This window comes from Defluviitoga sp. (genome assembly GCF_035349255.1).
Classification (GTDB): Bacteria; Thermotogota; Thermotogae; order Petrotogales; family Petrotogaceae; genus Defluviitoga.
In genome coordinates this window covers 24,101-47,223 of sequence record NZ_DAOPSE010000006.1, presented here as the reverse complement: position 1 = coordinate 47,223, position 23,123 = coordinate 24,101, and the positions used below count along the sequence as shown (strand labels likewise).

The 23,123-nt window shown below is 32.7% G+C and carries 16 protein-coding genes and 2 tRNA genes; 11 read left to right on the top strand and 7 right to left on the bottom strand.

What is annotated here, in order from left to right; genetic code table 11:
- Positions 1 to 18 precede the first annotated feature (18 nt).
- Genes abc-f through PKN74_RS02935 form a run of 6 tightly spaced genes read right to left on the bottom strand, consistent with a single transcriptional unit; the run spans position 19 to position 8,217 of the window.
- A complete protein-coding gene (gene abc-f, locus PKN74_RS02960; protein WP_472308444.1) occupies positions 19 to 1,824 on the bottom strand; it encodes a ribosomal protection-like ABC-F family protein in 1,806 nt (601 codons plus the stop codon).
- A 23-nt stretch (positions 1,825 to 1,847) separates the two neighbouring features.
- Complete coding sequence (locus PKN74_RS02955; RefSeq protein WP_472308442.1) at positions 1,848 to 2,768, bottom strand: ABC transporter ATP-binding protein; 921 nt, start codon at positions 2,766 to 2,768, stop codon at positions 1,848 to 1,850.
- A complete protein-coding gene (smpB, locus tag PKN74_RS02950) occupies positions 2,755 to 3,207 on the bottom strand; it encodes an SsrA-binding protein SmpB (RefSeq protein ID WP_472308440.1) in 453 nt (150 codons plus the stop codon). Before smpB ends, PKN74_RS02955 begins: the two co-directional genes overlap by 14 nt.
- Positions 3,208 to 3,248: 41 nt before the next feature.
- On the bottom strand, positions 3,249 to 4,364 hold the full coding sequence (disA, locus tag PKN74_RS02945) for a DNA integrity scanning diadenylate cyclase DisA (protein WP_472308438.1): 1,116 nt from the start codon (positions 4,362 to 4,364) through the stop codon (positions 3,249 to 3,251).
- Positions 4,361 to 5,713, bottom strand: coding sequence for a DNA repair protein RadA (gene radA, locus PKN74_RS02940; protein ID WP_472308436.1), 1,353 nt, complete (start codon positions 5,711 to 5,713; stop codon positions 4,361 to 4,363). Before radA ends, disA begins: the two co-directional genes overlap by 4 nt.
- Entirely contained in the window at positions 5,710 to 8,217 is a 2,508-nt protein-coding gene (locus PKN74_RS02935; protein ID WP_472308434.1) for an ATP-dependent Clp protease ATP-binding subunit, read from the bottom strand. The genes radA and PKN74_RS02935 overlap by 4 nt, the downstream gene beginning before the upstream one ends.
- A 300-nt stretch (positions 8,218 to 8,517) precedes the next feature.
- Here PKN74_RS02935 and PKN74_RS02930 point away from each other — a divergent pair.
- The 11 genes from PKN74_RS02930 (at position 8,518) to PKN74_RS02880 (ending at position 21,387) form a co-directional block, all read left to right on the top strand.
- A tRNA-Thr gene (locus PKN74_RS02930) sits at positions 8,518 to 8,593 on the top strand.
- A 28-nt stretch (positions 8,594 to 8,621) separates the two neighbouring features.
- A tRNA-Tyr gene (locus PKN74_RS02925) sits at positions 8,622 to 8,708 on the top strand.
- A 45-nt stretch (positions 8,709 to 8,753) separates the two neighbouring features.
- Positions 8,754 to 8,918 (top strand): 50S ribosomal protein L33, encoded by a 165-nt coding sequence (gene rpmG, locus PKN74_RS02920; RefSeq protein ID WP_472308432.1) that lies wholly within the window; start codon positions 8,754 to 8,756, stop codon positions 8,916 to 8,918.
- A 41-nt stretch (positions 8,919 to 8,959) separates the two neighbouring features.
- Positions 8,960 to 9,178, top strand: a complete 219-nt coding sequence (gene secE, locus PKN74_RS02915) for a preprotein translocase subunit SecE (RefSeq protein ID WP_472308430.1) — start codon at positions 8,960 to 8,962, stop codon at positions 9,176 to 9,178.
- A gap of 86 nt (positions 9,179 to 9,264) precedes the next feature.
- On the top strand, positions 9,265 to 10,329 hold the full coding sequence (locus PKN74_RS02910) for a transcription termination/antitermination NusG family protein (protein WP_472308428.1): 1,065 nt from the start codon (positions 9,265 to 9,267) through the stop codon (positions 10,327 to 10,329).
- Positions 10,330 to 10,390: 61 nt separating this feature from the next.
- A complete protein-coding gene (gene rplK / locus PKN74_RS02905; protein ID WP_472308426.1) occupies positions 10,391 to 10,819 on the top strand; it encodes a 50S ribosomal protein L11 in 429 nt (142 codons plus the stop codon).
- Between the two features lie 19 nt (positions 10,820 to 10,838).
- Positions 10,839 to 11,549, top strand: coding sequence for a 50S ribosomal protein L1 (rplA, locus tag PKN74_RS02900; protein WP_472308424.1), 711 nt, complete (start codon positions 10,839 to 10,841; stop codon positions 11,547 to 11,549).
- Positions 11,550 to 11,735: 186 nt separating this feature from the next.
- Positions 11,736 to 12,272, top strand: a complete 537-nt coding sequence (rplJ, locus tag PKN74_RS02895) for a 50S ribosomal protein L10 (RefSeq protein ID WP_472308422.1) — start codon at positions 11,736 to 11,738, stop codon at positions 12,270 to 12,272.
- A 19-nt stretch (positions 12,273 to 12,291) separates the two neighbouring features.
- Positions 12,292 to 12,675, top strand: coding sequence for a 50S ribosomal protein L7/L12 (gene rplL, locus PKN74_RS02890; RefSeq protein ID WP_472308420.1), 384 nt, complete (start codon positions 12,292 to 12,294; stop codon positions 12,673 to 12,675).
- Between the two features lie 138 nt (positions 12,676 to 12,813).
- Complete coding sequence (gene rpoB, locus PKN74_RS02885; protein WP_472308418.1) at positions 12,814 to 16,371, top strand: DNA-directed RNA polymerase subunit beta; 3,558 nt, start codon at positions 12,814 to 12,816, stop codon at positions 16,369 to 16,371.
- A gap of 81 nt (positions 16,372 to 16,452) precedes the next feature.
- The gene (locus PKN74_RS02880) at positions 16,453 to 21,387 is read left to right on the top strand and encodes a DNA-directed RNA polymerase subunit beta' (RefSeq protein ID WP_472308416.1); all 4,935 of its coding nucleotides are present in this window, start codon (positions 16,453 to 16,455) and stop codon (positions 21,385 to 21,387) included.
- A gap of 64 nt (positions 21,388 to 21,451) precedes the next feature.
- Here PKN74_RS02880 and fliD read toward each other — a convergent pair whose 3' ends face one another.
- A complete protein-coding gene (gene fliD / locus PKN74_RS02875) occupies positions 21,452 to 22,942 on the bottom strand; it encodes a flagellar filament capping protein FliD (protein WP_472308414.1) in 1,491 nt (496 codons plus the stop codon).
- Positions 22,943 to 23,123 lie beyond the last annotated feature (181 nt).

Below are 23,123 nucleotides of genomic sequence, written 5' to 3'. Positions count from 1 at the left end.
TAATGTATTTTATTATATTTATATAAAATTTTTATTTTTTTCTAGTGCATCTAATTCATCTATAATTTCTTTTTCCATTTTTTCTAAAACCAATAACTTTTGTTCTAATTCATTTTTTTCTTCCATTAACTCTATTATTTTATTATAATCGTCTCCAAATTCAAAAAGTTTAGCCTCGATCCTATCTAAGCTTTTGAATAATGCCCAAGCTTGGGTTCTTACAGATAAAAGTTGATCATTTAAACTTTTTATCCTATTTTTTATTCTATTTCTTTCTTTGTAAGTTTCATTTTGCGCTTTTTTCTTTTGTAATTTAAAAGAAGAACTTCTAATATTATCTAAAATATTGTCAAGATTTTTAGATTCGATACACTCTTCATTGTCAATCAATAAAAATTTATCTGCTATATTTTTTATAAAGCATTCATCATGAGAAACAAAAATTATAGCACCTTTATACTCTTTGAGGGTCTTTTCAAGTGATTGAATTGTCAAAACGTCTAGATTATTTGTTGGTTCATCTAAAATTAAAACATTAGGTCTTTCAAGTAGAATCTTGGCTAATGCTAGTCTTGTCAGTTCTCCACCGGATAATTCTTTCACTTTCTTAAAAACTTCATCACCATAAAATCCAAATCTGCCTAAATATTTTCTGACTTCAAAATCTTTCCAATCTTGCACCAATTGCCATGTTTCACCCAAAACATCCATATCATCAGAGAGTTCCATAACAACTTGATCTAAATATCCCACTTTTATATTATATCCCCATTCTATTTTTCCAGAATAAGAACTTATTTCTCCCATCAATATTTTTAAAAGAGTAGTCTTTCCACAACCATTTTTCCCTAAAATTGCTAATTTTTCTCCTTCATATAATTCAAATGAAATGTTATTCAATAATTTTTGCATCTTATCATACGAGAAAGAAAGATTCTTAACCTCTATTACTTTGTATCCAGTTTTTGGTGGTTCGGGAATTTTTATTTCAATTTCTTTTTCTTGTTCAATGTTTTCGATTTCTTCATATTCTTTTTTTAACTCATTTAATTTTCTTTCTCTTATTACAGCTTGTTTCATCATCTTTTCAGTTCCCCATGTTCTATACCTTTGAATCATCTTTTCCAACCTTTGAATTTCTTTTTGTAAATTATTTCGGCGAGCATTAATTGAGTTTATATAGATCTCTCGAGAGGAAATATATTCGTCATATGTTCCTTTGAATTCCCATATTCGTGAATTGTTTATTTCCCAATACCTATTACAAAGCTCTTTCAAAAATACCCTATCATGAGATACTATAACCATAGCTCCCTTGTAATTTCTTAGGTAATTTATTAGCCATTCTATTGAATATAAATCCAGATGATTAGTTGGCTCGTCTAACAACAATAAATCGTTCTTGCCAGACAAAGTCCTTGCTAAAGATAATCTGGTTAATTCTCCCCCACTCAAACTAGAAACTTGCCTATCCCATTGGTCTTCGGAAAAACCAACGCCCACAAGTAAACTCCTTGTAATTCTGTCAACTATATAATCAGAATAATCTTCTAAAACTGCCTCTTTTATGAAATCGTAAATACTTAAATTTTTGCCATCAACGCGATATTGTCTAAGGATAGAAATGTTTAAATTATTTTTTCTTATTACTTGACCTTCAATAGGTTCGGTATCCCCATAGATAATATTAAGTAAAGTTGTCTTACCAGCACCGTTTTTTCCAATTAGTGCTATTCTATCACTGGGATTTATAACCAAATTCACATCATAAAACAAATAAAAATCCCCATAATTATGTGAAACATCTTCCAATCTGATAAGCACTGCTAATCATTCCTCAAATTATATTAATTTTCAATTATATAAGAATATATATCTTCTAAAGTTGGTCGCAATTTAGTTTGTGATACTTCTACTTCATCTAAAGAAAAATAAGGGTTTTTAGTTTCTACAATTATTTTTTCTTCAGAAACAAGTTTAATTGAAATAACATCGGGTAAGCTTTTGAGCCTTTCAAGCACCTTTGGATGATCTCCTTTTCTAAAGGTAAGTTCATATATATTTATTTTAGAATCAAATTTTTCATATATCTTATCAATACTGTCTTTAATCACAATTCTCCCATCAACTATTATTCCTACATTTGTAGCTAATTGTTCAACTTCCCATAAATAATGAGAAGATATTATAATTGTAGTTCCTTTTGTAATATTTTCGTTCAAAACAAACTTTCTTATAAATCTAGAAGATTCTACATCAATTGCATTTGTCGGTTCATCCAACAAGAGTATTTCTGGAGATTTTAACAAAGCTCTGGCAATATTAAGCTTTTGCTTGTTTCCAGATGAAAGATTTTTTGTTAACTTACGGTCATACTTATCTAAATCAAAATTATGTAAAAATTCGGTTATTTTCTCCTCGGCGTTTTCCACATCAGCAACCGCTGCAAAAAGTTTAAGATTTTCATAAGGAGTTAGATCTTCTTCTAAAACAGAATAATCAGAAACCAATGAAATATATCTTCTTAATGTTTGCTTATTTTTATATAAATCTTGCCCAAAAACTCTAACTTCACCAGAAGTTGGAGTTAATAAAGTAGATATCATCTTCATTATTGTAGATTTCCCTGCTCCATTAGGTCCTATAAGGCCGAATATTTCACCCCTATTGATTTTTAAATCAACATTATTAACAGCTATTGTATTTCCAAACTTTTTGGTCACCTTTTCAAAAGAAACAGCTTCGTTTACTCCCTCAAATGTTCTCATATTTTTCTAACTTTTTAACTCTCCTTTCAAAATCTCTTTCAGCTATTTTTTCCCGTTTATCGTATTTTTTTAGTCCTCTAGCAAGCGCTATTTTGACTTTTATCAGACCTTTATCGTTTACATAAAATTCTAAAGGGATAATAGTTAATCCTTCCTTTTTTACTTTATTCTCTAAACGTATTATTTCTTTTTTATGCATTAACAATCTTCTAGGCCTTTCTGGATCGTGATTGAAAACTGAAGCTCCTGGATAAGGACCTATATGAACATTATATAGAATTAATTGACCATTTTCTATTTTACAAAAAGAATCTTTTAGATTAATGTTTCCAGCTTTAGCAGACTTGACTTCCGTTCCTTTCAATTCTATCCCACATTCATAAGTTTCTAAAATTTCATAATCATGGTACGCTTTTTTGTTTCTAGCCAGAACTTTCATTTTTAACACCTCAATTTAAAAACTTTTAATTTTTTCTGTTCTTAGCTTCCTACCCTTGGAGTCTGCCTTTCACTACTAGTCAAGAAATCAATCTCCTCTTGACTTCTTTTCTTTTTATCCAAAGCATTCAATATAACTTCGGCCCTTCTTTTTCCAACTCCAGGAATGGTTGTAAGGTCTTCAAATTTAGCTTTCATCAATTCAGGAAGAGTTTTGAATCTTTCCACAACGTTTCTTACAACTACCGAGGGAAGATTCGTAGAATAAAGTATTCTATAACCTTTTGACGCCACTCCAAACTCTTCCAATTCATCTTCGGATTCTATATTTTTATAACCAAGTGCCTTCGCTACTTCCAACGGCCTTACTAAATTATCTACACCCAAATCTTTAAAAATTTCTATAGCATCTTCAGGTTTTTGATAGGGCAAATTTTCTACACTATAATCCATAATTATTGCTCCTACAAGTTTTGGAACAGATCTTAAAATCTCTTCATATTCAAGCCTTACACTTCCAGCCACTTCTCCCAATTCTAGCAAATATTGTTCCGCTTTTTGAGTAATACGTATTGTAAGCATGCCTTTTGATATAACTTCAACTACATCTCTAAGAGAGACTTTTTCCTTTATCTCTTCTAAATTTAAATAATCTACTAGACTAATAAAACTTTGTCTATACCGTTGAGCTATTGTAATTTCTTGATTCAATCTCGCAAATAAAACATTTTCGGGTAGTAACTCATGCTTTAATTTATCATAATATACAGATATAATATTCCTTCTTTTAGAAATCGCAACTGTTAAATCACCTGTCTGTATGGCAACTTTTTCTGCGGTTTTATGTCTCATTCCAGTTTCAGAGCTAGGTATATTTTTATCTGGGTTAAGGAGGGCATTGGCATATAAAATTTTAGTACCATCGCTATTTAAAACCACTGCTCCGTCCATTTTAGATAGTTCATACACTTTTTCAGGTAAAAAGTCACAATTTAATTCAAATCCTGGCTGTATGAGTCCATCTTTGACGTTATCTTCTGGATGAGATGAAAAGAATAACAAGGCTCCAAGGCTAGCTTCCATTATCCTGTCTACCCCTTTTCTCATAGGTTTGCCGGGAGCTAATAAATTGAAGATTTTTTGTAATTTTTCGTTCAAGTGTCACTTCCCTCCTCTCCAAATAATTTTATCAAATCTTTAACATTTTCAGCAATTTTAAAATTTTTATTTACAATATTTTTATTTTTGGGGATTAATATGACATCAGCGCCTAACTTTTGAGCTACTTCTATCCTTTTTTCTAAGAGCGATACTGTTCTAACTCTTCCATCTAACCCAATTTCTCCCATAGCAATTACTGAAAATAATAGCGGTCTGTCTATCATAGAAGAAATCAAAGAAACTGCGATTGCTAAATCCATTGAACTATCGGATATCTTCAATCCTCCAGACGTGCTAACAAATATATCCTTGGTTTCAATAGGCAGCTTTAGTTTTTTTGAGAGAACGGCTGTAATCATCAACAACCTATCCAATGGAATACCAGATGTAACTCTTCGAGGTGATCCATAAACTGGATTACTTACCAAAGCTTGAATTTCAATTGGTAAAAATCTATGACCTACTTTTACAACTGTCAAAGTATTACCTGGTTCATTAGAATATTCCGACAGGAAAAAAGAAGTAATATCTTCTATTGGTTTTAAACCTGTTTGAGTAATTTCCAATATTATCATCTCATCTGTAGGACCAAATCTATTTTTTAAAACTTTCAATATTCTGAGCCCTGAACTTCTTTCTAGATCTATTTGAATCACACAATCAACCATATGTTCCAAAACTTTAGGACCTGCTATAGCCCCTTCCTTATTTACATGACCAACAAGGACTACGGGCACTTCAGCCTTTTTTGCATAGTCTACTATCTTTCTTGCACATTCTCTAACTTGAAGTAAACTCCCAGGCACCGAATCAACATCATCACTTTTCAAAGTTTGTATGGAATCTATAAATATAGCAGCAGGAGAGTAATCACTATTAATTAGAGTGCTGATAATTGTTTCAACGTTACTTTCAAACATCAGAGCGATCTTTTTGTTGCTTATATTTAGCCTTTCAAATCTTTGAAGAACCTGATTTATCGATTCCTCACCAGAAATATAAAATATTAATCCTTCATCGATATCTAAAGAATCAGCTAGCTGAGTTAGAAGAGTACTTTTACCTATACCTGGTTCACCACTCACCAGATAGACCCCACCTTTGACAAGACCTCCATTTAGGGCTTCGTTGATTTCTTTTGATTTAATAGAAATTTTTTGTGGGGGAGAAACTTGTTGTCCAATAAATACTATTTCAGCACTTTCTTTGATATTGTTATCAAAAGCAATATCCGCGGTATATTCTACCGCGGATTCTAATTCTTTACATACCGGACATCTCGCAAACCATTTGTCTGTTTCATAACCACAATTGTTACAGACATAATACTTTTCTATTTTTTTCAAGTGTTAACCACTTTCTTTTCTGCTTTTTTACGCTTATTAGGAGATTTTCTGAAACTTAATTTGTCATCATTTTTCCTATGAGTTACGATTATTATGTCATCTTCCTCATATTTATTCTTAAGAATTTCTTCAGATAAAGGATCTTCAATATATCTCTGAATTGCTCTTTTCAATGGCCGAGCTCCAAATACAGGATCATATCCTTTATCTAATAGAAAATCAATTGCACTCTCTTTGACTGAAAGACTAAGATTCTTTTCTTCGAGTCTACTTTTTATATCGGATATTTGGATAAATATAATTTCCCTAAGCTGCTTTTTGGTTAATGGGTGGAAAACTATGATGTCATCTAATCTGTTTATGAATTCCGGTCTAAATGTTTTTTTGACTGCAGACATCACCTGTTCCTTCATATCTTGATAATCACTTTCGAAATCGTCAGTGTCTACAAATCCCATCGTTCTTTTAGTTTTGCTAATCTGTTCAGATCCTAAGTTTGAAGTCATTATTATGATAGTATTTCGAAAATCTACAGTTCTTCCTTGAGAATCAGTTAGTCTCCCTTCATCCATTATTTGTAATAGTATGTTATAAACATCTGGATGAGCTTTTTCTATTTCATCTAAAAGTATAACTGAATAAGGTCTTCTTCTTACTATCTCTGTTAGTTGACCTCCCTCTTCATATCCGACATATCCTGGAGGTGCACCGATAAGTCTAGAAACACTGAATTTTTCCATATATTCATTCATATCTATTCTTACTAAATGTGTTTCATCACCAAATAAATATGCTGCTAAAGCTTTTGCTAACTCAGTTTTTCCCACTCCAGTCGGTCCCAAGAATAAGAATACTCCTATTGGTCTTCTTGGATCCTTCAACCCACTTCTTGCTCTTCTTATGGCTTTAGATACAGATTTTATAGCTTCATCTTGACCAACAACTCTCTTATGCAAAACATCTTCAAGGTTCAACAATCTTTGCATCTCTTCTACTTCGAGTTGTTGCAAAGGAACTCCGGTCCAATTCGAAATTATTTCTGCTATATCTTCTTCTGTTATATCAATTATGTTATTTTCTGCTTCGTTTCTCCATTTCACATATGCCTCTCGGTACTTCTCTTTCATCTTCTCTAATTCATTTTCGATTTTTTCCCTTGGCTCTTCCCTGGAGAACTTGTTAGCTACTCTTTTCTTTTCAAATTCTTCAATTTTTTCTAACTCCATTCGAAGCTTTGGAGGCAAAGTTAAAGCTACTAATCTAGATCTTGCACCTGCTTCATCTATTACATCTATTGCCTTATCCGGTAAATTTCTATCTGTTATATACCGGGCTGAAAGATGAGCTGCAGCTTCAAGTGCCCTATTAGAATATCTAACTTTATGATGTTCTTCATATTTATGCTTTATTCCTTGTAATATTTTAATGGTTTCTTCTACTGAGGGTTCAGTCACATAAATTTTTTGGAACCTTCTTTCCAGTGCTGGATCCTTTTCTATAAACTTCCTGTACTCACCCGATGTTGTTGAACCAATTATAGTTATCTTTCCATTAGCTAAAGCTGGTTTTAAAACATTAGCAGCGTCCATCGATGAACCTTCAGCGGCACCAGCTTCTACAATCATATGGAGTTCATCTATAAATAGGATTATATCTTCTGTCTTTTCAAGTATTTGCATTAATTTCTTCATTCTTTTTTCAAATTCGCCGCGATATTTAGTTCCGGCAACTAAGGCTGTAATATCCAAAGAAAAAATTGTTTTATTTTTTAAGATTTCCGGAACGGATCCTTCCACAATTCTTTGAGCTAACCCTTCCACTATTGCGCTTTTGCCCACACCTGCTTCTCCAATCAACACAGGATTGTTTTTCTTTCTTCTCGCTAATATCTCCATAACTCTATTTATTTCTACATCTCTTCCTATTATTGGATCTAACTTGTGATTTTCAGCTAAAGCAGTTAAATCTATTCCAAAATCTTCTAATTGCTTAAGAGCATTTTGCTTTTGACGTTTTCGTTCTTCTAGTTCTTCACTTTTAACAATATCAGTTTTTCCAGATAATTCGCCCTTCAACATCATTTCAGATAATTCTTTTCTCATTAACGATAAATTGATACCCGATCTTTTAAGTATATGGGAAGCAATTCCTTCTGCTTCTCTACAAATACCCAATAAAAGATGCTCAGCATCAATTTTGTCATATCCCATCAATTCTGCTTCATCATATGCAAGTTCTAATATTCTCTTTGCTCTAGGTGTAGGCTGCGGAGAACCAATTATTCCCTGAGTAGAATTGGTCCCAACGACATTGGTTATCTCCATCTTTATATTATTATAATGAAGATTAAATTCATCGAATATCTTATCTAAGTGCCTACCTCCAACTTTTAAAAGCCCTAAAAGTATATGCTCGGTTCCAACATATGGATGACCCATTTCTTTCGCTTCATTTTGGGCCTCAATAAATACTTTCGCGGCTCTTTCCGTAAAATTATCAAACATGTCTTCTCCTCCTTACTACCATCAACCTATATGATTCTATTCTAATTTTATATTGTTATAATGATTCATATAAAAACACTGGCTACCCCAAAAAATAGTAACTAAAACTGCTTTGTTTTTCACTATAATTGTATCATGAATATTATTAAAAACAAAGTAAATAAAGTTAAATTTGATAGAAATTGGTTTTTTAAACAAATATTTAATATAATATATTCGTTTTAATCTTTTTTTAACTCAAATGCAATTGACAATTGCACACTGGTTTGATATAATCTTTTGCAGTTGAATAATGTTCATGCCGATGTAGCTCAATTGGCAGAGCGGCTGACTTGTAATCAGCAGGTTGGGGGTTCAAGTCCCTTCATCGGCTCCAAGTTATAAACAATTTATTATGTTGATTTGGTGAGGTGCCCGAGAGGCCAAAGGGGGCGGACTGTAAATCCGCTGGCAGATTGCCTTCGAAGGTTCGAATCCTTCCCTCACCACCATTATTCTTATGATCTACTTATCTACTCTACAAGAGAGGTGAAATTATGGCAGCAAAGACCCCGATCATAAATTTTTCATTAAAATGCACTGAATGTAATAACAGAAACTATTACAAGAAAAAAAATAGAAACTTTAAGAAAAAAATAGAACTAAAGAAATATTGTCCAAAGTGTCGTAAACACACTTTACACGTTGAATCAAAGATTTAATCATAAATTAGCACATACTTTAAAAAGTAGGAGTGTTTTAAATGTCAAAATTTTGGATTTTTTTAACATCAGTTTGGCAAGAAGCAAAAAAAATTAAGTGGCCTACAAAAAAAGAGTTGCTAAATTCCACTTTAGTTGTTCTGGTTATTTTGGTAGTCGTAGCAGCTTATTTATTTGTTGTTGATTTTGGTTTAGTCCAATTTTTTACACGTTTGGTGTATCCTTTTTTCTTGGGTATAACTCCTTCTTCTTCACCTTAACACCAACTAATATTAATTAATATTAAAAAATTAAAAAATTGATAAATTTAACAAATTGAATTCAAAAACGTGGTGATTTTTTAAAGATGCGTAAAGAATGGTATGTTTTACAAGTATATTCTGGAATGGAAAACAAAGTCAAAGAAAATATTGAAGAGAAAATCAAAAATCTTGGATATGACAAATATGTTGGAAGAATCGTTATTCCTGAAATAGAAGAATTAAATTACACAAATAGGCGAATAGACAGAATATTTGTGTCGAAAGAAGCGGAGCTGTTTGTAAAGAAAGGCAAGGATGTAAAAAAAGGTGATTTGCTTGCTAAGGAACCACCTACCAAAGTCAAATCAAAAGGAAAGATCATTGAGGTAAAAAATTACCGAAAAATTATGGTTGAAACTGAAGGGAAAAAATACTCAAAAACTTTTTTAATACCAGAAAGTGTAGGAATAATAGCAGGTTTAAGAGTAGGAAAAAAAGTATCGTCCGGAACTCCACTGAGCAAAAATTTTGAATATGAATGTGATGTGGATGGTGAGATTGTAAGTATAGAAAAGGTTAAAAGAATAGTCGTTCAAACTGAGTCAGGAGAAAACGAAGTATATATTGTTCCAAAAGAAACTTTCAAATCAGAAATTTATAAAGTTGGAATAATTGTAGAAGCCGAGGAAGTAATTGGGGATGCTAAAGAATATAGGGCAAAATTTGCTGGGAGAATAGATATACGAGAAACTCCTCTCATTAAAGAAATTAGATTGATAAAAACTAAGAAGAAAAATTTATTCCCTGGATACATATTTATTGAAATGATGTATACTAAAGAAGTTGAAGAAACTATTAAAAAGATACCTTATGTGTCAACTTTTTTAAACATAGGAGGCAAACCTTTCAAACTTCCAAAAAATGAAATTAATGTGGTGTTGAGATTGATAGGGGAAGAAGAATTCGAAAAGAAAAAGGTTCAAGAAATTAGAACCGATTTTGAAATCGGAGAGCATATTAAGATAATCAGCGGACCTTTTGAATACTTTACAGGAAAAATAAAAGGTATCGATTTAGAAAAACAAGAGGTAAAAGTGGGTGTAAGCATGTTCGGAAGAGAGACAACTGTTACACTTTCATTAAGTGAAATTGAAAAAATTATCGATTAAATTTAACATAACGAGAGTGGGAGGGATTATTCCCGATATACCACAAGGAGGAAGAGATTGAATGGCAAAGAAAGTTATTAGAGTAGTAAAACTTCAATTAGAAGCAGGAAAGGCAACTCCTGCACCTCCTGTTGGCCCAGCGTTAGGCCAATATGGAGTAAATTTAATGGAATTTTGTAAAAAATTTAACGCGCTTACAGCTGATCAAGCAGGAACTCTTTTGCCTGTAGAAATTACTATCTATGGAGATCGTTCCTTTTCTTTTGTAGTAAAAACTCCTCCCGCTTCGTTTTTACTAAAAAAAACAGTTGGTGTAAAATCTGGAGCCAAGGAACCTGGAAAAGAAGTGGTAGGTAAAATCACAAAATCCCAGCTAAGAGAAATAGCCGAAGTAAAGATGAAAGATCTAACTGCTAAAGACATAGATGCTGCTATGAGAACCATAGCCGGAACGGCAGAAAGCATGGGAATAGAAATAGTCGAAGGCTAGAGAGGGAGGAGGAATAGCTATGCCAAAAAGAGGAAAAAAATACAAAGAAGCTTTAAAACTAGTGGATAGAACAAAAAGGTACAGTATCGAAGAAGCTATTGAGCTTGTAAAAAAAGTTTCCTATACAAAATTTGATGGAACTGTTGAATTACATATAACTTTAGGAATAGATCCCAAAAAGACAGATCAAAATATTAGAGGAACAATTTTGTTGCCAAAAGGCACTGGTAAAATGGTAAGAGTTTTGGTGTTTGCTGAAGGTGAAAAGGCAGAGGAGGCTCGTCAAGCCGGCGCAGATTATGTTGGATCAGACGATTTAATAGAGAAAATAAGTTCTGAAGGATGGACAGATTTTGATGTGGCCATTGCTACTCCAAACATGATGCCTAAAATCGCAAAGCTCGGTAAGATTTTGGGCCCTCGTGGCTTGATGCCATCACCGAAAGCCGGCACCGTCACAGATAACGTAGCACAAGCTGTTAAAGAATTTAAAGCTGGAAAAATAGAAGTTAGAAATGATAGAACTGGCAATATACATATACCAATAGGCAAAGTTTCATTTGATAATGAAGACCTCAAAGAAAATTTACTTTCGGCACTTGATCAAATTAATAAAATGAAACCAGAGAGTTTAAAAGGTAAATTTATTAAAAACGTAGTTATCGCTCCTACAATGGGTCCTGCAATATCTTTAGACTTAAGTACTCTTAATTTGAGCAAAGTTGCCTAATAATTTGTTTGAATATTGAAATTTAATACTACGTACCAAAGAAAGTAGGTCTTTTACAAGATAAGAGTAAAATTCTCGCCTACAGAGGTACGTGGAAAAGTAAAGAAATAAATGGAAGAAATTTAAAAATTTATTTCTTTTAGAATCCGCGGCCTTGTGCCGCTTTTTTTATGAGGAGGTGTTCTTTTGTTAACTAAAGAACTAAAAAAAGGATTAATTCAAGATTTCATTGATGCGCTAGAAAACGCTAATTTAATTCTCTTTATTGATTTTACTGGTATGAATGTTCCTTTATCCCATCAATTTAGAATGGAACTATACAACAATTTTGAAGAAAATGTTGTATATAAAGTATATAGAAATTCCTTACTAAAAACTGCTATTAAATTAGCAGATAAATCTGAAGAAGATTTTGAAGATTTTTTGAAAGGCCCTACAGGTATATTATATGCTAAAAATGTGGATCCCATAGAAGTTTTAAAATTTGTTAAAAAATTCTCTGATTCTAACAAAGGAATCCCTTTTATCAAAGGTGGAATCTTAGAAAGGCAAATAATAGATTCAGAAAAGGCTAGCGAATACGCAAAACTTCCTTCAAAACAGGAGTTGTATGCTATGGTTGTTAGAAGTATAAATTATCCAATATTTGGTTTAGTTAATGCCTTAGCGGGCAATATAAGAAACCTTGTTTATGTTTTAAACGCTATAAAAGAAAATAAGTAAATTTGGAGGTGCATGGTAGATGACAAAAGAAGAATTTATCAACGAAATTAAAAAAATGACAGTAGCTGAACTCGCTGAATTAGTCAAAGCTTTAGAAGAAGAATTTGGAGTTTCTGCAGCGGCTCCTATAATGGCTGCAGCTGTTCCTAGCGTAGCAGCTGGCCAACCAGAAGAAGAAGAAAAAACATCTTTTGACGTAGTCTTAAAAAGCTTTGGAGAACAGAAAATCGGCGTAATAAAGGTAGTAAGAGAAATAACAGGATTGGGACTAAAAGAAGCAAAAGATTTAGTAGAAAAAGCCGGTACACCTGAAGCGAAAATAAAGGAAGGTGTAACTAAAGAAGAAGCAGAAGAAATCAAAAAGAAATTAGTAGAGGCCGGAGCTGAAGTCGAAATTAAATAATTGAACTAATATTTTAACACAATTTTCAAGAAAAAAAGATATAATTGAGTTCGCATTGGACTTTTTGTCTGATGCGAATTTTGCTGTTTAGTTTTGGTTTTGTAAAGATATATTTTTCGTATGCTGAGGTGATTGTTTTTGAACACTATCACTAGAAAAGTAGGTAAGAGGTATAGGAAATTCTTTGGAAAAGTCCCAGAAAATGTAAATTTGTACGAAGATTTAGTCAAAATACAAAAAGATTCTTTCAATGACTTTCTAAATCATAAATTGCTGGAAAGTATCAAAAGTCACATGCCCATTCAAGTATCTGTAAAATCTACTGGTAAAAAAAACAAAGATATCTTAGTTGATTTTTTTGATACGAGATATGAAAAGCCCGTTTTAACTGAAGATGAATGCCGCGATAAGGGTTTAACTTATGCAGCAAAAGTCTATTTAAGTGTTAGAATAACAGATACTTCCACTGGCGAAATCATCGAAAAAGATGATGTATTCTTATGTAATGTCCCATATATGACCGATAGAGGTATCTTTATAGTTAACGGTGCAGAAAGGGTTATAGTAAACCAACTTGTCCGATCGCCTGGAATTTATTTTATAAAAGAAGAAGAAACTGATACCAGCAAAGAAATGTATACAGCTCATTTTTTGCCTGATAAAGGCGCTTGGTTAGAGATCCTGTATAATCCTAGTAAAGAAATTCTTCAAATTAGAATCGATAGAAAAAGAAAATTTAATCTTTTTCTATTCCTAAGAGCTTTAGGTTACGAAAGTGATTTGGATATTCTAAAATTATTTCCTGAAACTATTAATCTTGAAGATGATATTGAAGTTTCTTTTCATAGTGAATGTACTGTTTTATCTGACTTAAAATTTGAAGAACTTGAAAAGTTGGAACCTCCTAGAAGATCTACAATGGGGATGAAACTTTCTGAAATAATTGATATTTTAAAAGAAAATGAAGTGGAAACTATTACTGTATGTAACAGAGTTGCACAAGTAACTTTGGATAGGATGAAAAAGAGATATGAAAAAGATGGGGTTTTAACTCCATTAGATGCATATAAGGAGATCTATTCAAAACTGAAACCTAACGAAATTCCTAGACCTCAAAAAGCTAAAGAAGAAATAGAAGATATGTATTTTAATCCTTCAAAATTTGATTTCTCCAATATTGGTAGGCAAAAAGTTCAAACCAAATTACGAGGCGCATATATTGAATACCTAAGAGAAGTTGAAAACAAAGATATTCCACCTGAAATGGAAGAAAAGATAAAATATCCTTTCAACTCTAATGCTGTTGAGAAACTAGACATTATATTATCCACCCGTTATTTATTAAAGTTACCTGAAAAACCTGAAGGTTTAGATACAAGAGATCATCTGGGTAACAAAAGGGTTCGCTCTGTAGGTGAACTAATGAAAGTTGAGTTTGAAAGAGCCTTTTCGAAAATTGTTCAACACATTCCCGAAAAGGTTGCAGTTGCACAATCTATAAACAAAATAAACCCTCAATCATTAATAAATTCTCGAGCCATAATGACCGCATTTCATCAATTTTTTGCTACTAGTCAATTATCACAGTTTTTAGATCAAGTCAATCCTCTTGCCGAATTAACTCATAAAAGAAGATTATCTGCCATTGGACCTGGTGGCTTAAAGAGAGAACATGCTAAATTTGAAGTTAGAGATGTACATCACTCACACTATGGCAGGATGTGTCCAATAGAAACACCCGAAGGAGCTAATATTGGACTTATAACCTCTTTAGCAATTTTAGCAAAAGTTGATGAGTATGGATTTCTAACTACACCTTACTACAAGGTAAAAAAAGGAAAAATTGAATATAAAGAAGTGACATATTTAACTGCAGATGAAGAAGAGCTTCACAAAATCGCTCCTGCATCTGTTGAAGTTAATAAAAATGGAGTTATCACTACGGAATACGTTGAAGCAAGATATTTAGGTAAAGTATCGCTCTTCCATAGAGATGAAATAGAATATATTTCAGTTACTCCTAAGCAAATAGCTTCTGTGTCAGCTGCTTTGATCCCTTTTTTAGAACATGACGATGCTAACAGAGCTCTTATGGGGTCTAATATGCAAAGACAAGCGGTACCATTATTAAAAACAGAAGCTCCTTTTGTTGGTACAGGAGTAGAATGGTTAGCTGCAAGAGATTCTGGATATTTAATCCTTGCTGAACACCGGGGATTTGTTGATTATGTAGATGGTAGGAAAATAGTTATTACTAGGCTAAATGACAAAGATGAACCTATAATAGATTCAGAGGGAAATACTGTAAAAGATGAATACATTTTAATGAAATATGTCAGGTCTAACCAAGATATGTGCATAAATCAAATGCCTTTAGTAGACGTTGGAGAAATCGTAGAAAAAGGAGATCCTCTTGCGGATGGCCCATCTATGGATATGGGAGAACTTGCTTTGGGAAAGAACGTTTTAGTGGGATTCATATCTTGGGAAGGGTATAATTTCGAAGACGCGATTGTAGTAAGTGAAGAACTATTAGAAAACGATACTTTTACGTCTATTCATATTGAAGTGTACGAAACTAAAGCCATGGATACCCAATTAGGACCAGAAGAAATTACTGCTGATATCCCTAATGTTAAAAAAGATCTATTAAGAAATTTAGATGAAGAAGGAATCGTTAAAATAGGATCCTATGTTTCGTCTGGGGACATTTTAGTTGGTAAAGTAACCCCAAGAGGAGAATCTGACACTTCTCCAGAAGAAAAACTTATTAAATCAGTTTTTGGAGATAAAGGAAGAGATGTAAAAGATACTTCCTTAACGTTACCTCATGGAGTTGAAGGTAGAGTAATAGATGTTCAAGTTTTTGATCGAAAAGATATACCTTCTTTGGAAATTGGCGTAAATAAATATGTTAAAGTCTTTATAGCTACCAAGAAAACTCTTGAAGCGGGAGATAAATTAGCAGGTAGACATGGAAATAAAGGGGTAATCTCTACTATTTTAAATAAAGAGGATATGCCTTTCATGCCTGATGGTACACCCTTGCAAATGCTCTTGTCTCCTTTAGGGGTTCCATCTCGTATGAATATAGGACAAATTTTAGAATTACATTTAGGTTGGCTTTCCATGCTAACTAATGATTATTATGCATCTCCAATTTTTGATGGAGCTACAGAAGATGAAATAATGGATGAACTGCATAAAATAAGAAAGAAAGAGGGTCTTGATCTAGGGGAAGATGATAACTATCCTACTGGAAAGATAGTTTTAAGAGATGGTAGAACTGGCGAACCTTTTAATTTTCCCGTAGCAGTTGGTTCTATGTATATACTCAAGCTTTCTCATATCGCAAAGGATAAGATTCATGCTCGCTCAACAGGACCATATTCGTTAATTCATCAACAACCTCTAGGTGGTAAAGCTCATTTTGGAGGTCAAAGGTTCGGTGAGATGGAGGTTTGGGCCTTAGAAGCACATGGAGCAGCGCATACACTCAATGAAATGCTAACTTACAAGTCTGATGATATTAGAGGAAGAAATGAAGTGTACAAAGCGATTTTAAAAGGTGAAAACTTACCCGAACCTGGAATACCAGAAAGCTTTAAAGTTTTAGTGAAAGAATTACAAGGTTTATTGCTTGATATTAGGATATACGATGAAGAAGGTAATGAATTAGACATAGATAAAATTTAGAATAAGTTATTAATTGTAGGATTTGGTTAATTTCATGCTCCACAAAGCAGAGAAAATTAATCCTCAAGGAGTGAAATTTTAATGGCGAACGTTTCTTCTTTTCAAAGAAAAATAGCGAAAATAAAAATTGGGGTTGCTTCTCCAGAAACTATTTTAGCAAATTCTAACGGCGAGGTCATAAAACCTGAAACCTTAAATCATAGAACGGGAAAACCCGAAAAAGATGGTTTGTTTTGTGAGAAGATTTTTGGCCCTACGAAAGATTACGAGTGCGCTTGTGGAAAATATAAAGGGAAAAAATATGAAGGTACAGTCTGTGAAAGGTGTGGAGTTAAGGTAGAATCCAAAGAGGCAAGAAGGAGGAAAATGGGGCACTTGGCGTTAGCTACCCCCGTTTCGCACATTTGGTATCTTAAGTCTTCTCCATCTGTGCTTTCTATACTTTTAAATATTAGTGTTAAAGACCTAGAAAACATTATATATTACGGGTCAAAAAGAGTGGTTGAAAGGGCTTATCTTATTTTAGCAAGTTCACAAAATGATGCTTTAGGGTATTTCCCTGGAGAAATATTATATCAAAAAGAATTTGAAATTTATTCTCAATACCTAAATTTGCATGTAGAACCTGCAGTTAAAACTTCTTCAGTAAAAGGATTACCTGTAGCCGATATAAGTGGAAAAGTTGATATAAAAACCGAATTAACAGAAACTGACAGAGAATTAAGTTGGATAATAATTCGAGATGAAACAGGTATTGAAAGAAGATACCCTATTTTTGAAGGTGCTTCGATCATGGTTGAACAGGGACAACATGTAGAGAAAGGTACCCCTTTAGCGGATAGATTCTTATATGAAGATGACTATCTGACTCAAAAAGAATATTCCTTGTTCATGGAGCATTATCCCGGATCTATAGAAGTTGAAAGAGACATAGAGAGGGATACTCCTATTGTAGTTATAACTGATATAGATAAAAGGTTTTCAAAAAGAATTGGTAAAAAAACAGGAGATATACTACTAGAAGATGAAGCAAGAGCTTATGAAGAAGTAATGAAGATATTAAACTCAAAAATAAAAGAGGAAAGAGAAAGAGTAATAAATAAAACCTTAACAGAAGATATAACTTTCCCTGAGAAAAAATTTGCAAAAGGTCTAAAAATCACACAGGATGTACTCAATCAATTATTAGAATTCGGTGTAAAAGATGTTTTAGCAAAAGATGAAGAAGACAACGAACGAATTTATCAGATAAACAAATATGAAAAATTCGAAGCTGGATACGGAGCGGAAGCTGTTCAAAAATTACTAAAAAAGTTAGATCTTGAATTGTTGAAGGCTAAATTAGAATCTGAATTAGAAAAATTAGATAAAAAAAGTCAAAAGGCCTTAAAAATTCTAAGAAGATTGAAACTTGTGAATGACTTTATCAATTCTGGAAACAAACCCGAATGGTTAATAACTAGTTTAATTCCTATTATTCCACCTGATTTAAGGCCTTTGATTCAAATAGAAGGTGGAAGATTTGCGGCTACGGATTTAAACGATCTTTACAGAAAAGTTATAAATAGAAACAATAGATTAAAAAGACTTCTAGAAATGGATGCCCCTGAAATTATAATTAGAAATGAAAAGAGGATATTACAGCAAGCTGTAGATTCTTTAATTTATAATGGCCGTGTTGGAAAACCAATGACTGACCGAAACAGAAGGCCTTTGAGATCATTGACTGATTTATTGAAAGGCAAAAAAGGAAGGTTTAGGAGAAATCTTCTAGGTAAAAGAGTTGACTATTCAGGAAGAGCTGTAATAGCAGTAGGACCTGATTTAAAACTCCATGAATGTGGTTTGCCTAAAAAAATGGCACTAGAATTATTTAAACCTTTTGTTTTAGCTGAATTACTTAAAGGTTCGAATGCTGCAAGTAAAAGCGCAAGAAAGTTCAAGAAAACTATAATAGAAAAAGAAATGCCAGAAGCCTGGGAAGTTCTTGAAGAGGTTATAAAAGGTCATCCGGTTTTGTTAAACAGAGCTCCTACTCTTCATAGAATTTCAATTCAGGCATTTATTCCAAAACTTATAGAAGGAAATGCTATAAGATTGCATCCTTTAGTATGTCCACCGTTTAATGCTGATTTTGACGGAGATCAAATGGCTGTACACATACCTCTTTCTAACATAGCTCAAGCGGAGTCTAAATTCTTAATGCTGTCTAGATACAACATTATTTCTCCAGCAAATGGGAAACCTATATCCATGCCTGGAAAAGATATAATTGCTGGCACTTATTATTTAACCATGCATGAAGATGACAAATTTGAAAATACGAAATTGCCTAAAAGTCCACAAGATATGGGTAATGATAGCTTTGTAAGATATGTCTTTTCTGATAATTTGGAAGCTATTTATGCATATGAATACTTCAAAATAATTGATTCTGACATACACTTACAAGGTGATCATTTAGAATGGAAAAAATCTGATTTTTCCTTACATGAACCAATAGGTTACAAAGATAAAAAAGGAAACTTAGTCAAAACGACCGTAGGAAAAGTTATATTCAATGAAGCTGTTGAAGAAGACTTAATTGATTATTCCAAAAAAATGGATAAAAAAGAATTAAAAAACCTTATTTTTGCTACCTTTGAAAAATATGGTATAGACAAGACAGCTGATTTGTTAGATGACATAAAAGATTTTGGTTTCCATTATGCTACTTTATCTGGATTAACCATATCAATCAGAGACGTACTCCTCTCTCCAAAAAGAGAAGAAATAATAGAGGAAGCCAAGAAAAGTGTACTAGAAATCGAATCTCTCTATGAAGAAGGATATCTCAACGACAATGAAAGATACAAAGAAATCATACAAATCTGGGAAAATGCTACGAACAAAGTAACAGAAGAAACTGCTAATACATTTAGAAAATACCCATTTAATCCAATATGGATGATGATAGAATCTGGAGCTAGAGGTAACATAGATCAATTAAAACAATTAGCAGGAATGAGAGGTTTAATGGCTGATCCGTCTGGTAAAATCATCGAAGTACCTATTACCTCAAACTTCAAAAATGGATTGTCAGAACTCGAATTCTTCACGTCAACACATGGATCCAGAAAAGGTTCAGCTGATACTGCTTTGAGAACATCTACAGCAGGATATCTAACTAGAAGACTTGTGGATGTTGCTCAATCAATTACTATAACAGAGGAAGATTGTGGAACAGATAAAGGCGTCGAAGCAAAAGAACTTTGGTCAGACGGTTCAAAAATTGAAAATCTCTCAGATTTCTTATTTGGAAGAATATTAGTAAGAGACGTCTTAGATCCTGAAACCGGAAAAATTATATTTAATAAAGATACTGGAAAGAAATATGAAAAAGATTTGATGTTAAAAGAAGGAGACGCAAAGTTCTTAGCCAACTATACCAAAGAAATTCCTATATATGTCGACAGAAAATTGAATATGGAAAACATTCCAAATAACATCTATTGTGAATCTCTAGAAGATGTGGTGATAGACAATAAAGTTCTGATTAAAAAAGGTGAAGAAGTTACAGAAATTGTGACAAAAGAGTTACTTTTACATGGGATAAAATCTCTAAATGTAAAAGAATATAAATCAGTAGATTTTGTACATGTTGGAGAAGATTTGAAAGTTAATATAGATGGCAGACCGACGACATTACTTAAATATCAAGAAAGAATTGATATAAAAACCGCTAAATTACTTGAAAAACATGGTGTTGCAAAAGTTAGAGTTAGACCATTAATATTCATAAGATCACCTTTAACCTGTGAAGCTGAAGAAGGAATATGTGCAAAATGTTATGGTATGGATCTATCAAATTATAGATTAGTGAATATTGGTGAAGCTGTTGGAGTTATTGCTGCTCAATCAATTGGTGAACCAGGTACACAGTTGACCATGAGAACGTTTCACACTGGTGGTATTGCTACTACTCAAGACATCACTCAGGGTTTACCAAGGGCCGAAGAATTATTTGAAGCGAGGAAGAAAACCAAAGGTCCAGAAGGAATCTTTGCCAAATCGAAAGGGATAGTTAAAGCAATAGAAAGAGACGAAGAAAACAAAAAAGGTAAAAAACTCAGAATAATTGTAGAAACACCAGATGGCGAATTAGATATATATGAAGCTGATTACAAAACTAAAGCTGCAGTTGAAGTCGGAGATAAGGTATTACCTGCTCAAAGATTGACTACGGGCAACATAAAGCCAAGAAAGATACTCAAAGATTTAGGTGTGGATGAATTATCAAATCATTTGTTAAGCGAGATAAAGAAAATCTACGCTGAGCAAGGCGTTGACATCCATGATAAACACTTTGAAATAATAATTAGACAAATGATAAACAAAGTGGAAGTTATCGATGGCGGAGATACACACTACATGCCAGGAGACTTGGTACCATACAATAGAGTAATAAAAATTAATGAAGAAATTTTGAATGAAAATGCTCTAGTACCTGAAAATAGAGAAATAGTTCTAGGGAAAAAATTAGCTAAAAAGGTAATTATTGCTTCAGAAAACGATGATGAAGAAAGCAAAGTTTATGAACAAGGGACTAATATAACTGAAGAAGTCATAAAAGATATAATAGAAGCTGGTATTAAAGAAATAGAAATTTACGAAGAATATAAAGAAATAAAAGCAGAGGACGGTACTACCCACATAGTTGGTACCCCCAAAAAATATCTAATTAATGCAAAAAATACTATAAAGTTTGAAAGAAGATTGCTAAGAATAACAAAGGCTTCATTAGAGAGAGAAGGTTGGCTTTCTGCAGCCTCATTCCAACAAACTGTGCAAGTATTAACTGAAGCTGCAATTGAAGGAAGAGTTGACAAGTTAAAAGGCTTAAAAGAAAATGTCATAGTTGGTCAACCAATCCCAGCAGGTACAGGTTTAAGTTTATACACAAATCTTAATTACGAAATTGCCCAACCAGAAAAAGAAGCAGAGGTCGCCGCAGGAAGAGAAAAATCAGTTGGTTAATAGAAAAAATATTTTTAGTTCATAGAAAATGGTGCTGTTTGATAACAGCACCATTTTCTTTTACTTATTGTTTTTGATTAAAGAAAGCATTTTGTATATAAGCACCTTGAATTGTCAGTTTTTGAATAGCTTGTTCCATCGCTGCAAACTTATTATAATAGTAAGCTTCCTTTCTTTGAAGTTTATCTAAAAGAGTGGTCATATCTTTAGCAAGCCTTCTCATTTGATTTCCAATTGTACCATTTGTACCGGCGATTCTGTCAATATAACCGTTGAACTTGGTAACTTCATAAACATAGTTTTGTATATTTTGTGCCACTCCATATTTTCCGTTGGTTTTGTCATTTATAGCAAATAATTTCCAAACATCCTCTGGATTCTTACTTAAAGCCTCTCTAAGTTTATCCTCATCTAATTTTAAAAGTCCTTTCATCGTATTTTCATAATTTCTACCTGTGTCACCCGAACTTATTCCTATACTTAGTAAGCTCCTGAACTCCCCATCCACATTAGTAGAAGAATAAACTATATTCCTTAAGTTATAAAAAATATTCTCTAAATTCCTGTTTCTTGTTAATAACCCCTTCATGTAATCTTCTTCAGTCATATCCTCTGCCGCTTTATTTGTAACTTTACTTTCATGAAGTAAATCATATATATAAGTAATAGTTTCGTTGTACTTATCCACAAATTGTTTAACAGCTTCGACGCTTTTATCGACATCCTGTTCTACAGAAACTTTAACGTATTCATCATACGAGAGAGACTTTAATTCTATTGTTGTACCAAATATATTTATTGTATTTTCTGTTAAATTTTTATATGTTGTTGAAGGAGTTGTACCATTAAAAGATAACTCAACTTCTGCATAACTGCCCAAAGTAATATTTTCATTATTTAATTTCAAGTTGGTTAATAACAGTTGGCCTAAAGAATCTTCTTCGGCCGTTATTTCTATTTCCTCTGGGCCATTTTTATTGCTGATGATAAAAAATTTACCGTTTACCTCATCAAATTTCGCACTTACACCCGCTCCAGAATCATCTATCTTCTTTATTAAATCATTAATGGTATCACTTGATGAAAGAGAGATCTCTTTAGAAGATGTTCCTTTTTTAATTGAAATTTTTATATCTTCAGTATCATTGCTTCCTAAAATTGAACCTAGCGTCGATTTCTTAGTTATATTAGAATCTATTTCTTCGCCTATTAACACTGAAGGCGAAGCTAAAGAGTTAACTTTTAAATAGAAAGTTGCGTTGTCAGCATCGGCTGAAGAAGATGCTGTTAATACCTTTTCATTGGAAGAAACAGCTTTTTTGGGGATTAAATTTCCTTGCAATTTAAACTCGATTAGAAAATCATAAAACTCTTCTAACTTCTTATCTATTTGCATCCAGACCTTTTGTTGATAGTTTAAAGTATCAAATTTTTCTTGAGCTCTGTTTAAAGGCTGCATTTCTATTTCCATTAATTTCGAAACAGTAGATGCAGTGTCCAATCCTGATACTATACCAGGTATTTGAAAAGACCCTAAATAAGGATTGTACGCCATGTTATCATCCCCTTCTATTTTAAAAAACCAGTAACACAAATTAGTTCATATCAAATTTTCTATCCACTTTATTATCGTCCATTTCCTGTAAAACTTAATAAATAAAAAAAATTATGCTTTTTACTATACTCATAAATATTATAACCTGTTTTTAAATTTTTTAACACTTTTATGTTATTAT

What these genes read in the sequence shown, in the direction of transcription:
- PKN74_RS02955 (WP_472308442.1), bottom strand. Translation starts at nt 2,768, where the DNA reads ATGAGAACATTTGAGGGAGTAAACGAAGCTGTTTCTTTTGAAAAGGTG.
- smpB (WP_472308440.1), bottom strand. Translation starts at nt 3,207, where the DNA reads ATGAAAGTTCTGGCTAGAAACAAAAAAGCGTACCATGATTATGAAATT.
- PKN74_RS02935 (WP_472308434.1), bottom strand. Translation starts at nt 8,217, where the DNA reads ATGTTTGATAATTTTACGGAAAGAGCCGCGAAAGTATTTATTGAGGCC.
- rpmG (WP_472308432.1), top strand. Translation starts at nt 8,754, where the DNA reads ATGGCAGCAAAGACCCCGATCATAAATTTTTCATTAAAATGCACTGAA.
- secE (WP_472308430.1), top strand. Translation starts at nt 8,960, where the DNA reads ATGTCAAAATTTTGGATTTTTTTAACATCAGTTTGGCAAGAAGCAAAA.
- PKN74_RS02910 (WP_472308428.1), top strand. Translation starts at nt 9,265, where the DNA reads ATGCGTAAAGAATGGTATGTTTTACAAGTATATTCTGGAATGGAAAAC.
- rplK (WP_472308426.1), top strand. Translation starts at nt 10,391, where the DNA reads ATGGCAAAGAAAGTTATTAGAGTAGTAAAACTTCAATTAGAAGCAGGA.
- rplA (WP_472308424.1), top strand. Translation starts at nt 10,839, where the DNA reads ATGCCAAAAAGAGGAAAAAAATACAAAGAAGCTTTAAAACTAGTGGAT.
- rplL (WP_472308420.1), top strand. Translation starts at nt 12,292, where the DNA reads ATGACAAAAGAAGAATTTATCAACGAAATTAAAAAAATGACAGTAGCT.
- PKN74_RS02880 (WP_472308416.1), top strand. Translation starts at nt 16,453, where the DNA reads ATGGCGAACGTTTCTTCTTTTCAAAGAAAAATAGCGAAAATAAAAATT.
- fliD (WP_472308414.1), bottom strand. Translation starts at nt 22,942, where the DNA reads ATGGCGTACAATCCTTATTTAGGGTCTTTTCAAATACCTGGTATAGTA.